The organism is Endobacterium cereale (genome assembly GCF_009617585.1).
GTDB classification, from domain to species: domain Bacteria; phylum Pseudomonadota; class Alphaproteobacteria; order Rhizobiales; family Rhizobiaceae; genus Neorhizobium; species Neorhizobium cereale.
In genome coordinates this window covers 205,905-218,519 of record NZ_WIXI01000041.1, presented here as the reverse complement: position 1 = coordinate 218,519, position 12,615 = coordinate 205,905, and the positions used below count along the sequence as shown (strand labels likewise).

20 protein-coding genes and 2 pseudogenes are annotated in these 12,615 nt (G+C 57.2%); 8 read left to right on the top strand and 14 right to left on the bottom strand.

The features are described from left to right. Positions 1 to 15: 15 nt before the first annotated feature. From GAO09_RS11345 to GAO09_RS11335, 3 genes are all read right to left on the bottom strand, one after another. Entirely contained in the window at positions 16 to 603 is a 588-nt protein-coding gene (locus GAO09_RS11345) for a cysteine hydrolase family protein (protein ID WP_153354118.1), read from the bottom strand. Between the two features lie 48 nt (positions 604 to 651). Next, positions 652 to 1,578: a manganese catalase family protein gene (locus GAO09_RS11340; protein ID WP_338015067.1), complete on the bottom strand. Its 927-nt coding sequence runs from the start codon at positions 1,576 to 1,578 to the stop codon at positions 652 to 654. Positions 1,579 to 1,673: 95 nt separating this feature from the next. Continuing rightward, a complete protein-coding gene (locus tag GAO09_RS11335; protein WP_153354116.1) occupies positions 1,674 to 1,910 on the bottom strand; it encodes a DUF6894 family protein in 237 nt (78 codons plus the stop codon). A 149-nt stretch (positions 1,911 to 2,059) separates the two neighbouring features. On the opposite strand from GAO09_RS11335, the gene GAO09_RS11330 reads away from it, so the two are divergent. Next, a complete protein-coding gene (locus tag GAO09_RS11330; RefSeq protein WP_153354115.1) occupies positions 2,060 to 2,764 on the top strand; it encodes a Crp/Fnr family transcriptional regulator in 705 nt (234 codons plus the stop codon). A 92-nt stretch (positions 2,765 to 2,856) separates the two neighbouring features. Here the strand turns inward: GAO09_RS11330 and GAO09_RS30035 are convergent. The 4 genes and pseudogenes from GAO09_RS30035 to GAO09_RS30030 form a co-directional block, all read right to left on the bottom strand. After that, a pseudogene (locus tag GAO09_RS30035) lies at positions 2,857 to 3,133 on the bottom strand (hypothetical protein); the annotation flags it as partial. Positions 3,134 to 3,216: 83 nt separating this feature from the next. Continuing rightward, entirely contained in the window at positions 3,217 to 3,360 is a 144-nt protein-coding gene (locus tag GAO09_RS11325; RefSeq protein ID WP_153354114.1) for a hypothetical protein, read from the bottom strand. A 78-nt stretch (positions 3,361 to 3,438) separates the two neighbouring features. Next, positions 3,439 to 4,602, bottom strand: a complete 1,164-nt coding sequence (locus GAO09_RS11320; protein WP_153354146.1) for a zinc-dependent alcohol dehydrogenase — start codon at positions 4,600 to 4,602, stop codon at positions 3,439 to 3,441. Between the two features lie 211 nt (positions 4,603 to 4,813). Next, on the bottom strand, positions 4,814 to 5,014 hold the full coding sequence (locus GAO09_RS30030; protein WP_235938053.1) for a hypothetical protein: 201 nt from the start codon (positions 5,012 to 5,014) through the stop codon (positions 4,814 to 4,816). 151 nt (positions 5,015 to 5,165) lie between these two features. Between GAO09_RS30030 and GAO09_RS30025 the strand changes: the two genes are divergently transcribed. Then, on the top strand, positions 5,166 to 5,498 hold the full coding sequence (locus GAO09_RS30025; RefSeq protein ID WP_338015071.1) for a BLUF domain-containing protein: 333 nt from the start codon (positions 5,166 to 5,168) through the stop codon (positions 5,496 to 5,498). A 226-nt stretch (positions 5,499 to 5,724) separates the two neighbouring features. Here GAO09_RS30025 and GAO09_RS11305 read toward each other — a convergent pair whose 3' ends face one another. The 4 genes from GAO09_RS11305 to GAO09_RS11295 form a co-directional block, all read right to left on the bottom strand. After that, the gene (locus GAO09_RS11305; RefSeq protein ID WP_235938042.1) at positions 5,725 to 6,039 is read right to left on the bottom strand and encodes a VOC family protein; all 315 of its coding nucleotides are present in this window, start codon (positions 6,037 to 6,039) and stop codon (positions 5,725 to 5,727) included. A gap of 35 nt (positions 6,040 to 6,074) precedes the next feature. Beyond that, positions 6,075 to 6,182 (bottom strand): VOC family protein, encoded by a 108-nt coding sequence (locus GAO09_RS30525; RefSeq protein ID WP_410769434.1) that lies wholly within the window; start codon positions 6,180 to 6,182, stop codon positions 6,075 to 6,077. A 4-nt stretch (positions 6,183 to 6,186) separates the two neighbouring features. Beyond that, entirely contained in the window at positions 6,187 to 6,804 is a 618-nt protein-coding gene (locus GAO09_RS11300; RefSeq protein ID WP_153354113.1) for a flavodoxin family protein, read from the bottom strand. A 103-nt stretch (positions 6,805 to 6,907) separates the two neighbouring features. Further along, entirely contained in the window at positions 6,908 to 7,258 is a 351-nt protein-coding gene (locus GAO09_RS11295) for a response regulator (protein ID WP_209018692.1), read from the bottom strand. A gap of 228 nt (positions 7,259 to 7,486) precedes the next feature. Between GAO09_RS11295 and GAO09_RS11290 the strand changes: the two genes are divergently transcribed. Together GAO09_RS11290 and GAO09_RS11285 are read left to right on the top strand one after the other, a co-directional pair. Next, on the top strand, positions 7,487 to 8,344 hold the full coding sequence (locus tag GAO09_RS11290; protein WP_153354111.1) for an SDR family oxidoreductase: 858 nt from the start codon (positions 7,487 to 7,489) through the stop codon (positions 8,342 to 8,344). Between the two features lie 27 nt (positions 8,345 to 8,371). Continuing rightward, positions 8,372 to 8,584 (top strand): hypothetical protein, encoded by a 213-nt coding sequence (locus GAO09_RS11285; protein ID WP_153354110.1) that lies wholly within the window; start codon positions 8,372 to 8,374, stop codon positions 8,582 to 8,584. A gap of 77 nt (positions 8,585 to 8,661) precedes the next feature. Here the strand turns inward: GAO09_RS11285 and GAO09_RS30020 are convergent, their stop codons facing one another. Continuing rightward, complete coding sequence (locus GAO09_RS30020; protein WP_235938041.1) at positions 8,662 to 9,078, bottom strand: DUF2934 domain-containing protein; 417 nt, start codon at positions 9,076 to 9,078, stop codon at positions 8,662 to 8,664. Here GAO09_RS30020 and GAO09_RS11275 point away from each other — a divergent pair. The 3 genes from GAO09_RS11275 (at position 9,077) to GAO09_RS11265 (ending at position 10,640) form a co-directional block, all read left to right on the top strand. After that, a complete protein-coding gene (locus GAO09_RS11275; protein WP_153354109.1) occupies positions 9,077 to 9,391 on the top strand; it encodes a plasmid stabilization protein in 315 nt (104 codons plus the stop codon). The genes GAO09_RS30020 and GAO09_RS11275 overlap by 2 nt on opposite strands. 66 nt (positions 9,392 to 9,457) lie before the next feature. After that, positions 9,458 to 10,165: an MgtC/SapB family protein gene (locus GAO09_RS11270; RefSeq protein ID WP_153354108.1), complete on the top strand. Its 708-nt coding sequence runs from the start codon at positions 9,458 to 9,460 to the stop codon at positions 10,163 to 10,165. A 253-nt stretch (positions 10,166 to 10,418) separates the two neighbouring features. After that, on the top strand, positions 10,419 to 10,640 hold the full coding sequence (locus GAO09_RS11265) for a hypothetical protein (RefSeq protein ID WP_153354107.1): 222 nt from the start codon (positions 10,419 to 10,421) through the stop codon (positions 10,638 to 10,640). A 45-nt stretch (positions 10,641 to 10,685) separates the two neighbouring features. Here the strand turns inward: GAO09_RS11265 and GAO09_RS11260 are convergent. Together GAO09_RS11260 and GAO09_RS11255 are read right to left on the bottom strand one after the other, a co-directional pair. Then, positions 10,686 to 10,928: pseudogene (locus tag GAO09_RS11260) on the bottom strand (hypothetical protein); the annotation flags it as partial. Positions 10,929 to 11,569: 641 nt separating this feature from the next. Beyond that, complete coding sequence (locus tag GAO09_RS11255) at positions 11,570 to 11,824, bottom strand: hypothetical protein (protein ID WP_153354105.1); 255 nt, start codon at positions 11,822 to 11,824, stop codon at positions 11,570 to 11,572. 464 nt (positions 11,825 to 12,288) lie between these two features. Here GAO09_RS11255 and GAO09_RS11250 point away from each other — a divergent pair, with 464 nt between their 5' ends. Next, positions 12,289 to 12,552 carry a DUF6894 family protein gene (locus GAO09_RS11250; RefSeq protein ID WP_153354104.1) on the top strand — a complete coding sequence of 88 codons (264 nt, stop codon included), beginning with the start codon at positions 12,289 to 12,291 and terminating at the stop codon, positions 12,550 to 12,552. Positions 12,553 to 12,615: the final 63 nt, after the last annotated feature.

Here is a 12,615-nt window from a genome sequence, read left to right as displayed (position 1 = left end):
ACATTATTGAATCGATCAGCCATTCCGGCTCGCACTGCGGAGGAACTCCTCCGTTGAAACAACCTCAAGCTGGATAGAAAACCGGTCTCCCAAAAGCTTGAGAGCGGCGTCATGCGTGTCATCGGCGCCGCTGCAGACCGCGTCAGACAGTATCGCCACCTTATAGCCGAGATCGACTGCACCAAGCACGGTTGCCATTACACAGACATCGGTTTCGCCACCGGATATGACAAGCGTTTCGACACCGTGGCGACTTAGATCTTCATGTAGTCGTCCACCGATCCAGGGACTGTATGTCGCCTTATCGAAAACCATCGCTGGCGGCACGAAGCGTTTAAGCTCAGGGATCAGATCGATCAACCCGATGTCCATTCGCTCCAGCGTCATGTCCTCCCATTTGTGGTAGTATTTCCTCCAGGCTCCGGCGACCTGAGCGGCGTTCTGCGGCGGCATGAAGCGCGTGAATACTGTCTTGTCCGGCGACCACTCTACCGCCGCCTCGACCTGCGGAAGCACCCGGTTCATCCACTCCACATGCCAGAGCGTATCCTCAGCAAACATTCGTTGCATATCGATGCAGAGGTGTCGCCATATGCCCATCATGATGTCACCATCTAAAGAGAAGGGGCGCGGTAACCCGCGCCCTCGAAATCACCGAGATTTCTTGTAGAGCTTTTCGGCGATCTCGAACATCTCCTCCGGAGCGTAATCCGGGGTGAATGCCGCAGGCACACCAACGAGCTGCTGGATCTTTCCGCCATCGGGCATCCCGTCGACGACCTCAAGCTCGCCCGGCGGATCTCCAGGGAGTGCTACTTCGTCGTTGCTCCAGATCCCGGCGATTTCCTTGTAGTCGTTCGGGCTCCAAGTGTAGAGCCGGCGATGGGAACCCTCATCGAGGTATTTCTGGCACTCTGGTATTTTGTCGAGCGGGATGTTGGGTGTCGGCAGGAACTTCTTGATGTCGACGCCGGTGATTTTCTGCAGGGCGAGCGCATAAGCATGCGCGTGCACAGAACCGCGCACCAAGAGGTAGCCGCACACTTCCCGCCCAGTCGGATCAGTCACCGTCTCATAGACGCGCAGTTTGTGAAGGCGTGCGCCGCATTCGAGATGAAAATTGTGAAGCAGGTCGATAACCACGTTGCCTGTGGTGGTGATGAAGTCGTTGTTCCAGGAGGCGCCGTTGCTGTTGACTGGCATTGCACCTCCGCCGCCCGACAAAAACGCCGCCGCGAGTCTGATATCCTTCATATCCTCGAAGGGCGGGCCGGAGATGTCTCCGCCGTCACCGGCGTCGCCATCGGGAATATCGGGCCCGTTATTCAGCATCGCAACGCCGTTGCTCACGAGCTCCACATGTCCAAGCTCTTCAGCCGTAATGCTGGCGACGAGGCTATAGAAGGGCTTCAGTTTCGACTTGGACCTAAAATTGAACGACTGAAACATGTAGTTGCCGAGCGTCGACATCTCGCCGTATTTTCCGCCGAGCAGTTCCTGAAGGGCTGCGGCGGCATTCGGATCGGCCTGTTTCGGCGCTGGTAGCTCCGCCTGCAGTTCGTCTACTCTCATAAACACGGACGTGCCTTTCGGTTGGAGACGTTAGCCCAACCACAGGATGAGATGATAGTTCCTCAAGTTTTGAGCCTGTCCGATACCGTACGAGGGATGTCCTATGCCAACCGCATGACATCCCTGAACTTGACAATGTCAGCTACCACCCCGTCATCGCTGGTCAACTCAAAGGATTCACCATTGACCAGGTCTCCACGTAGCACGCGTTGCGACAATAGTTCCCGAGCGGATTTGATGGCTTCAGCTCTGGCTAGATCAAGAGTTGCGAATTCTGCGCCTTCAGGATCCCGGGCGAGATCTTCGCCGTTGCGGATGTGAAAATAGTATCGCGGCATCGACCTCTCCTTTTGCAGATATCGGACCGAACTCCGCGTGATGGAATAAGTTTCCTTCCAGTCACAAAGCTTGCAAAGCGTGGAAGTTGCCAAGCGTTGCCATATATTCATTTGCTAGCGAAAACCGAGGACAAACACCGGAGCGCCAAATGGCCTGGACCAAGAACAAGCTTTTATCGATGCTTCCAGAAAGCGACACAGCGACCCTGCGTCAACACTTTGAGACTGTCATGTTGACCAAAGGGGAAACGCTGTTCGGCTCGTACGAGCCGTTCCGCCATGTGTTCTTTTTCGAGGGCGGATTGTCTTCCGAGATCGCTGGTGGCGATGGCACCAAGCGCACCGAGGTCGGGTGCATAGGATTGGAAGGCTTTTCGGCAGTCCCGGCAATACTCGGTGTCGACAGCACACCTCACTATGCCTTCATGCAATGCGGCGGCCCAGCCCTTCGGATCGAGATCTCAGTACTCCGCGCGGCAATCGACAGCAGTCGCTCTCTCCGGGACATTCTGCTGAAATATGCCCACGTCTTCCTGATCCAGGCTGCGGCGACGGCCTTGGCAAACAGCCGCTACGAAATCGAACCACGTCTGGCACGTTGGGTTCTCATGAGCCAGGATCGTCTGGGCGACCAACTGCCACTGACCCACGATTTCCTCTCGCTCATGCTTGGTGTTCGCCGTCCAAGCGTGACTGACGCGCTCCACAAGCTTGAGGGAACAGGGGCAATCAAAGCGGAGCGTAGCTTGATCGTTGTGCGCGACCGGCAAAAGCTGGAGGATATTGCCGGTCAGGCTTATGGCATTCCCGAGCTAGAATATGAGAGACAACTCGGACGAGACTGGAGGGCATAGTCGTCGAAATATTGAAGAACCATCGGGAGCGACGTCGGCGGCGAATTGTTGACCCCGTAAGCACTATTCGATTGTTTCGACTGCCATCCCCCCGACACCCGGATTGCTCCGCCCGCGCCCAGGCGCCGCTGGACTGCACGGGTCTGGCGACCGTCGATGTCCGCCGAGACTTCGATCTCGCCTTCCAACGGGGCGTCCTGGCGCCCGCCCAATTCATGAGACACACGTCACCGCCAAACGGCACTGAACCCACTGTGTTTCCTGCAAAGGCGGACTGAACGAAGATATCCGCTGTCGAATTTCGTGCTGCTGAACGAGATGTCTCGACGGCGAGGTCTGCCCCCTGCAGGTATCCAACGTGTCGCGGATCGTTGTGGTGCTATTGCCGGCCGTAGGCTCTGTCTGGGTTGATCGGAAGGATGATAACGGCTGAAGGCAGTGGCAGGTGCATGCTAGATCTGGTCTTCTGGCAGATCGCCGGATGCATCTTTCAAACCTTGTTCAGCTTTTTTTCTGAGTTCCTCGCGCTCGCGATCCGCAACCTTTGGATCAGTTCGCGCAGCATCGCTGGTTGGGTCAGGCTTCTTATCTGTCATAGTCGGCTCTCCTTCTGAAATCTGTTCTCTACCGGTACGCCCTTGGCTTGAAATCTTCGCCCCGCACCGCCCTTGCGGTCAGCCGTTCGGCCGGATGACGACCTTCACACAGCCGTCTTCCTTGTCGCGGAACTTTTTGTAGGCGTCCGGCCCTTCCTCAAGTCCGATCCGATGGGTGATAATGAATGAAGGATCGATCTTTCCCTCAGCGATCATGTTCATCAGCGGCTCGAGATAGCGCTGCACATGCGTCTGGCCCGTTTTCAGCGTTAGGCCCTTGCCCACAAATGCTCCGAGCGGTGCTGGAACGGCCGGGCCGACGAACACGCCCGGAAGCGAGACAGTACCGCCCGGCCTGCAGGCGAGGATCGCCTGGCTCAATGCATAGGGACGCTCGGTCGATGTGAGCTTTGACTGCATCGTCTCCATCATACCGCCCACACCATGGCTCTCCATCCCTACGGCCTCGATTACAGCGTCCGGACCTTTGCCGCTGGTCATGTCAAGGATCCGCTGCTGGAGGTCCTCGTCAGTATAATCTAGAGTTTCCGCACCCGAGGCCTGCGCTAAGGCCAGCCGTTCCGGAACACAGTCCATGGCGATCACGCGTTCAGCGCCGAGCAAAAAAGCCGACTTGATCGCGAACAGGCCAACTGGGCCGCAACCGAATACGGCGATCGTTTGGCCCTGCTTGATGTCGCAATTTTCAGCCGCCATGTAGCCTGTCGGAAAAATGTCCGACAAGAACAGGACCTGCTCGTCGCTCAAACCATCCGGAACCTTGATCGGGCCGACGTCGGCGTAAGGCACGCGAAGATACTGGGCCTGGCCACCGGGAAAGCGGCCGTACATTTCCGAATAGCCGAACAGTCCGGCGGTAGGGTAGCCGATCTGCTTGGCCTGCATAGCGCCCGAAGGGTTTGATCGTTCGCAAAGCGAGAAATGCCTCCATTTGCACTGACGGCACTCACCGCAGGAAATCGTGAATGGCACCACGACACGATCGCCGACCTTGAGCTTGGAATTGCCACGTCCCACCTCGACGACCTCACCCATCGTTTCATGCCCCATGACGTCACCTGCGTGCATGCCTGGCACGAATCCACCGTAGAGATGGAGATCTGATCCGCAGATTGCGCAGCTCGTCACTTTGATGATTGCGTCACGATCGTCCTGAATAATCGGATCGTCTACGGATTCGCAGCGAATGTCTCCACTACCATGCCAGGTTAGAGCTTTCATAAAGGTCTCCTCGTCGATTGAACGTGACGGCTGAACGAATGAACAGCCGCGAGTGACAAGACCGCAGCTGGACAGGTTGGGTGCTCGCCTGGCGCTTCGTTGCCCGCATCGAGAAACCGGAAAAACCGATGCGTCCACCATCCCTGTCGCGTCCGGTTGACACAGCCGCGATCTCGAAAGCTGAACCTTGCTCGGCGAGCTTTGTTCCCGGCTAACCACTCTCACCCTTGCGATCGATCGTGAGGAACTGCTGATCGTCTGCGTACAGACGGAAAAAAGTCTCGGCACCAGTCTTGGCATGGCCATCACGGCCGAGGGCGTCGAAACTGCCGAGCAATTGGCTCGTATCCGCGGAGAGCGTTGCACGCACGTGCAGGGATACCTTACCGGCCGGTCGATGGACACTGATCAAATCCCTGTCTTCCTGGCGGGAAACGATTTGGACAAAAGGATTTAACAATGGCTGTTAGCATGTACCGGCTCGTTTATTACAGCCGCGACCATATCGCTCACGATCAAGCGCTCTTCGCCTCGAATGTGGAGGAAATCCAGCTAGGAGCCGGATAAACAACCGACGCGACGGAATAACCGGGGCGCTCCTCTTCAACGCCGGGTGCTTTGCCCAGGTGCTGGAGGGCCCCCTCGACAAGGTCGAGGCCGCGTTCGAGCGCATACAGCAAGACGAGCGCCACGGGGATGTGTCGTTGCTTGCGCTAGATCCGATCAATCACCGGTCTTTCTCGAACTGGGCAATGGGCTTTATCGGCACCTCGGACTTCCACGCGAGGCGGTTTGCCGGTATTGGTGCATCAAGCGGATTCGACCCTTCCCGGCTGAGTGGCGACGAAATCCATTCGCTGCTGAAAGAACTCGCGATCGAAGAGGAGGCAGCCTGAGATAAATGATGAACGACCGGCTTGTACACGCTGGCTCCGCCCATAGAGCCTCGCAAAGCCCTCGCTCTCGAACTCCATATCTTTTATGTCAGCATTGTAGACGGTGCTCACAATGAACTTCCCACCTACTTCGATAATCTCGACGTTCCACACCACAGATTCTCCTATTCACACGCGCACGCGCACCTTCGATAAAGTGCCGATCAAGACTGGCCAGGAATAGGTCTCAGCCCATTCCCTTACTGTGGAGCTCTTTGAGCGCCTTTTCGGACTTGGGCAGGTGAAGGCCCATGCCGCGCAGAACATCAGGTGCTTTGGTGAACTGCAAATCGTCGTACTCGACCACCTCGATCCGGTTACCCCAGGGGTCGAGGAAGTCGAGAAAATCTCCATCCAGCATTTTGGCGCCCGCTTTGATCGCGAGATCACGCACAGCACTCCGATCATCGACGACAAGACCGAAATGCCGATCCTGATCCGGACGCTGATGGCGTCCTCGGCTCAGAGCAATGAACTGATCGCCCAGATCGATAAATGCCATCACCACCCGACCGTCGCCATCCTTGTGTGACCCTCTCAGGTCGAAAAAAAAATGCTGCCGTAAAAGTGCAGCGCCTCTTCGATATCGCCAACCTCGAGCGCGATATGGTTCAACCCGACCAGCCGGGGCTTGCCTCCAGACATCCGATCAATCCTTCTGTTCGCCGGGATACTGGCTGGCTTTCAGCAAGCCCGCCAGATGAACCGTGTTGCGTACCAGCATATCGACCATGGTGGTGACGGTGTCAGGGACCGCTTTCAGGTCCACGAAATTCGTGCTGCCCATTGCCTCGCCGACCCAGTAAGCCACGGCGTTTGCCGGGATCGTGAAGCCGACATCATTCAGGGCCTGATAGACGTCCGCGGAGACGTTGTGGGCACCGTCCTCGTTTCCGACGACCGCTACCGCCGCCACCCGGCCATAGGAGACCATCCTACCCAGATCGTCGGTTTCCGAAAGGAAAGCATCCATGCGCTCAAGCGCACGCTTGGTGACCGATGACGTCTGGCCCATCCAGATTGGCGTGCCGACGATCAGGATATCGGCCGCAAGCAGTTTTTCGCGGATGGCCGGCCATGCGTCCCCCTCCCCTTCATCCGAGGTAACGCCGGGCAAAATGTTGTGGTCGGCCAGTCGGATGACATCGGTGTCGATACCATGCTTCTTCAGTCCGTCGGCGATCAATGCGAGCAGACGATCGGTGGAAGAGGGGTCGCCACCAGATGATTTCAGCGTTCCGTTGAATGCGATTGCCTTGAGGGTCATGGTTCTCTCCGACTTTGAGCCATCGGCTGAACCCGCAATTCACGGCCAGGTTCCCGAAGAGGGGGCTGCCAGAGACCGATTGCCTCTCCCTGCTGTGCTGAAGCTAGCGAATAGCCGCCTCGATTTTCGCAGACAGATCGAGCTCGGAATAAGGCTTGCTGAGGAACTGTGTCCCCTCCTCAAACCCTTCTGGCAATTCCGCATAGCCGGTGGAGACCATGACGGCGAGTTCAGGTTTGATCAGACGCGCCTCACGCACCAGGTCTGCGCCTGACATCCCGGGCATCGAATGGTCTGTGATCAACAGGTCGATCTTCTGCCCATTGACAAGGATTTCGAGGGCCTCGGCTCCCGAATGCGCTTCGATTGCCTCGTATCCCAGCGCCTCCACCATATCGACCGCGGTCAGCGCGATTAGAGGCTCGTCGTCGACGATCAGGATGCGTGTTGTCACCGGGTCCTCCATTCGTTGTCCGAAAACACGTTTCGGCCAATAATTTAGGACGCTTCCCGGTTATGTCACGGCCTCTTTGAAGACGCTTGGAACATTCCGCTTGCGCCGTCGGTTTTCCACATTCTGAAACGGGTCTGCGACCCGTCCGCGATCACGCCATTTCAAACGCCGGACTAAGAGTGCTGATCGCCGGTTACGATTGGAAGGTGCTTACAGGAAGGAAAAGCGATGACGAACTACCCGACTCCCCCGTTTGATACCCCTCGTCAGCCAATGCCCGGCTCAACACGTGCCATGTCGCCGCTGCCGGATCACGGCGAAGAAACCTACAAAGGTTCAGGGCGCCTTGCCGGCAAGAAGGCAGTCATTACCGGTGGCGATAGCGGGATCGGCCGGGCCGTTGCCATCGCCTATGCGCGCGAAGGCGCCGATGTCCTGATCTCCTATCTGGACGAAGACGAAGATGCCGAGGAGACCAAGGCCTGGGTCGAGAAGGCCGGCCGCAAGGCGATCCTGGTCCCGGGTGATATCCAGTACGCGCCGCACTGCAAGGAAATCATCGATAGGGCCGTCTCGCAGCTCGGAGGGATCGATATCCTTGTCAACAATGCTGCACACCAGGCGAGCTTCTCCGACATTGGCGATATCAGCGACGAGGAATGGGAGCTGACTTTCCGGACGAACATCCACGCGATGTTCTACCTGACGAAGGCTGCCGTTCCCCACATGAAGCCGGGCAGCTCGATCATCAATACCGCATCTATCAATGCCGATAGCCCAAGCCCCCATCTTCTCGCATACGCGACGACAAAAGGCGCGATCCAGAACTTTACGGCAGGCCTTGCACAGATGCTGGCCGACAAGGGCATCCGTGCGAACGCTGTCGCGCCCGGCCCGATCTGGACGCCGCTCATTCCATCGACCATGCCGGATGAGAAGGTGAAGAACTTTGGCAAGCAGGTCCCGATGCAGAGGCCGGGCCAGCCGGCGGAGCTCGCAACATCTTATGTGATGCTCGCCGATCCGCTCTCCAGTTACGTGTCCGGCGCGACCATTGCCGTCACGGGCGGCAAGCCGATTCTCTGATCAGCAATCCAGCAACAGGAGGAGACCATGAGCAAACCGGAAGATGATGCAAAGGGCCAATACGCGCCGTCGCAAGCGGACCGGAAGGCCACTGGCGTTCATAGTGCCAAGCCGACTGTCGTGACGGGATCCGAGGATGCGACCGTCAATCGCACTCCGCCCGGCCAGAAAAAAGAAAAAGACTTCGATCTGAACTATGATCCCACCGAGACCAGCGGCGCGAATGAAAGCTCACGATAGTTTGTCGGCAAGCCACTTTGTACCAGCATCCGCCCGACATGTCGCTGCCGGGCGGATGGCTCGTGAATTCGCTGCGGCTATATAACACTCGCCTGATCGCTAGGTTTTGGTTTGCCGCCATTGCGGCCTGGCTTTGCCGGTTTGCTTTTCGAGACTTTCGTCTTTGGCGATATCCCTCCAGCATGGTCGGAAGACCAGGACTGCGGCAGGGCGTTCGATTGCGTAGCCTCCTCAGCTTCACGCCAGTGACGCTCATGCTGACCATCCGGCCGGCCCTCCGCCTCCCAACGTGAATAGGCCTGTCTGCTGATTTCCTCTTTACTCATCAGATCTCCTCCTGACTTTGGCTGGCGAATTGTCTCGAAGTAAATTAGGGCGTCCTTTTGTTGCGCCCAGGATCGCATTTGATCCTGCTTGCTCAGGCTCTCATCGCGGAACTTCGTATGGCTTTCGCAGTTAGTTTTGCGTTTGATGAACTTAAGGAGATGTTCCATGCCTCGTGGCGACAAGTCCGCTTACACAGACAAGCAAAAACGAAAAGCTGAACACGTCGAGGAAGGCTATGAGGATCGCGGCGTCCCGGAGAAAGAGGCCGAACGGCGGGCTTGGGCGACCGTGAACAAGGAGAGCGGTGGCGGCAACAAGTCCGGTTCCGTTCGCGGTCATGCCGAAAGCCATACGTCCTCGGAAAAAGGCGGCCGCAAAGGAGGCCAGGCATCTGCTGCACGGACGAAGGAAGAGCGATCCGCCTCGGCGAAGAAAGCTGCTGCAACGCGAAAGCGTAACGAGCACCATGCGCATCATTGATAAAACCGGTGGCGCTGATACACCTCGGCGCCCATTTGTCCAATCACAGCCCGAACGACGACACCAATGAAATTCTTCGACGAGCTGATGCCAATCACACCCACTTGGCCGGATATTGGCTTGCGGATTGCCGCCACTTTGGTTGCTGGCGTCCTTATCGGCATCAACCGGGAGCGGGGAGGCCATGCAGCAGGCCTCAGGACCACGGTATTGGTCGGGCTGGCGGCGTGCATCTCGATGATTCAGGCCAATCTGCTTTTGTCGACAAGTCAGACAGCGAATGGGTCGATGGACGCGCTGAGATTACCGCTTGGCATTTTGACCGGCGTTGGCTTCATCGGTGGCGGTGCGATCCTCCGGCGTGGCGATGTCGCGACGGGCGTCACGACTGCAGCCACGTTATGGCTGATGACGGCCGTCGGTCTGTGTTTCGGCGGTGGGCAGCTGATCGTCGGCGCTATAGCCTCGGCGATCGCTTTTGTCACGCTTTCTCCGCTTAAGGCGTTCGGTCTTTGGTTATCCAGCGAGCAGAAGGGATCGGTCGGTATAAAAGTCCCGGCGGGCGACAAGCTCCCTGACATTGCTCCGTCGCTGCCGCCCGGCGCCGAGGCCTGTTTTATCGCTATTCGTCCGATCGATACGCATCACGAGGAAGTCGTGTTCGAACTGCGCTGGAAGACGACTGCGGGGAAGCCGACGTCGACCGAGCTCGTGAGTGCCATTCGCGCTCATCATTACGTTAAAAGCTTCGAACACCGAACAACCGTGACCTGACATAAACCGATAGCGCAGCTTGCAAGATAATGACCGGGGCAGGCTTACTGGTCATGGAACTTTTCACTTATCCTCTCCCGATCAATCGGTGGCATATTTTGGCGCGGGCACGGCTCTGAAAGGCCTTTCTGCAATGAGATCAGCGTGAGATGCCATCGGGGCCGTAAAGTTCCTCCTCCGATTACCGGCTGTAATTGGTCTTGACCCCGCACGCCTCATTTCCCATATCGACGCCGCAAAGAAGGGGAAGGCTATGCGCGCGTTTCTGGAAACGGCATTCGGACCGAAAGAGTTCGAGACAATCGATGGGGCTTTCCAACATTGGCTGGACGCGCACCAAGTCTTAAAAGGTAGCCCGGAAGCCGAGCTCGCCGCAGCGATCATAATCACACTTCATCGAGAGGGCCATGACACCCGGCCCGCGCTGGAGACTGCCATGTCTAAGCATCGCGGGCTGAGTGATCTTGCTGGTTAGCACCAAGGTCTTGAACGAATTAGAACCGCCGACCGGCGCATCCAGTTAAATAAACTGCTGACAATGCGCGGTTTTGCGACTTTCAGGTAAAATGCCTCCCGGCCACCAGCTGCAGCGCTTTTTTGCCTCGCTTTCGAACTTGGATGCCGCTCCATGCTGGACTAGGACTTCCGTCCACTCATCCGTGCGTCGAAGCCTCAGATCAGTGTAGATACTGTCGACGGCAGCTTCTTCGATCCGTTTGATATGCGTTTTGAACGCCGCCTCGCCTCCCGCCTGATACATGTCCATGGATGGGTCCTGCAGTTTGAGTAAACCTCAACATGAGCCGTCATGCCGTTGGGTCTGAGCGGTTTCATGAGATTGAATGGTCGACCAAATTCGGGGAAGACTTCGGCGTTATCGTCAGGAGGTACGGAAGTTCGTGGGCTTTCCCCGGCAAAGGCGTGGACCGCTGTTGACTGTCTCCGTCCGCATACCTCGAACACAATGGAACGCTACCATTCTACGGGTATGAGGTCGTTTTGACTGTTACCTCCATGCTGTCGAAATCCTCAGGTTTTCCGACATATCCGCCTGTCACAGGCATGATCTGAGATAGATGATTTGACAAACCGGGGTCTTGGGAAAGATGGTTCCGGAACTCCTCTTCAGTCATCCGGCCCGTCCGGAAAGCAGCGATTATTTCTTGCTGATCGACTGTCAGAGCTTCGTCGCTACTCCCCTCGGGTCGAAGGACGCCTAGCTCTGTCAAAATGCTGCTCATAACGCCTTTGTTTTTGCCTTGGTCTTGCATAGAAATCCTCCTGATCAGAAGCAAACCCGTAGCGTGCCGCACAGTTCCCGCTAATCGGCCACGTTGCAGGTGACATATTTAAAAAGATCTACGATCCTTGAAGCCGCAACGCCCGTGTTCGCGCCAACGGACCTCAGCGATAATAGCGCTCAGCACTCTCTCCATCCCGCGCGACGGCGACAACAATGCTGTGCATCGTCTCGGCCACCGCTTGCTCCACCGGCTTGTCAAAGAAAACTTCCGGCCGCGCCGCCAACGCCATGAACGTTCTCTCGATAAGGTCATCTTTCTCAGCTCCGGCAAGGTGATAGCGCAAGGCATATCGCCCGAGCAGTGACCGCAATACGCGTTTGTCGTTATCCGAAAGGTTACGTTCGGACCTATTCATTGTCATTCCTCCTCGGCGGTGATCCTCCCTGATCCGCCGCATTTTTCAATGCTCATCTTGCACCGACACCCAAGCACCAGATGCGATCGCTATCGCGAAAGCTTGCCGCCCATTGGCTGACATTGGAGCTGGACAAGAGCGGCACGAGCTCGTCCAGCTTATCCAGGCTCGAAAGTCCGCAGCAGCTATAGAAGCGAGGCACGCCGCTGGTCGCTGGTCATCGCGAGCCCTCATATCAGCTCAGGTGACCTACAATACAGGCTTGTGATCGCGCGTCAGGTTTAGTGCGAAATCGCACAAAGGCGGGGATGGCGAGCGGCGACCTTTGGGTACCAGAGGCTGCAATGGACCCCGTGCCTTCATCCCGACTTAAACACGGCGCATAGTCACAGCATCGTCCGCCATGTTCCGGCGCGGGCGACTGAGAGATGCTACGCGCTCTTGCCACAGGCAGGAGCAAGGCGATGCCTCGATATTTCTTCCATCTACATGACGGGCAAGATCTTCCGGATCTCATCGGTTCGGATCACCCCGATGTGGCTGGCGCCAGGGCTGAGGCCGTGGAATCGATCGCCGAGCGCCTGCGCGGCCGGCTGCTGGAGGGCAGCGATGTGTCGGCATGGATCATAAACGTGACCGATGAGCTAGGTATTACGGTCCTTATCCTGTCTTTCGCTGCCACCGTACACATCGTCACTCCGATGGCGTCTCATGCTGAAGAGCCATGACCCGCGCTCGGCTCTGTCTACATTTCCGCCGTCCTCCCATGAAATGTCAAAACCGCACAAAAC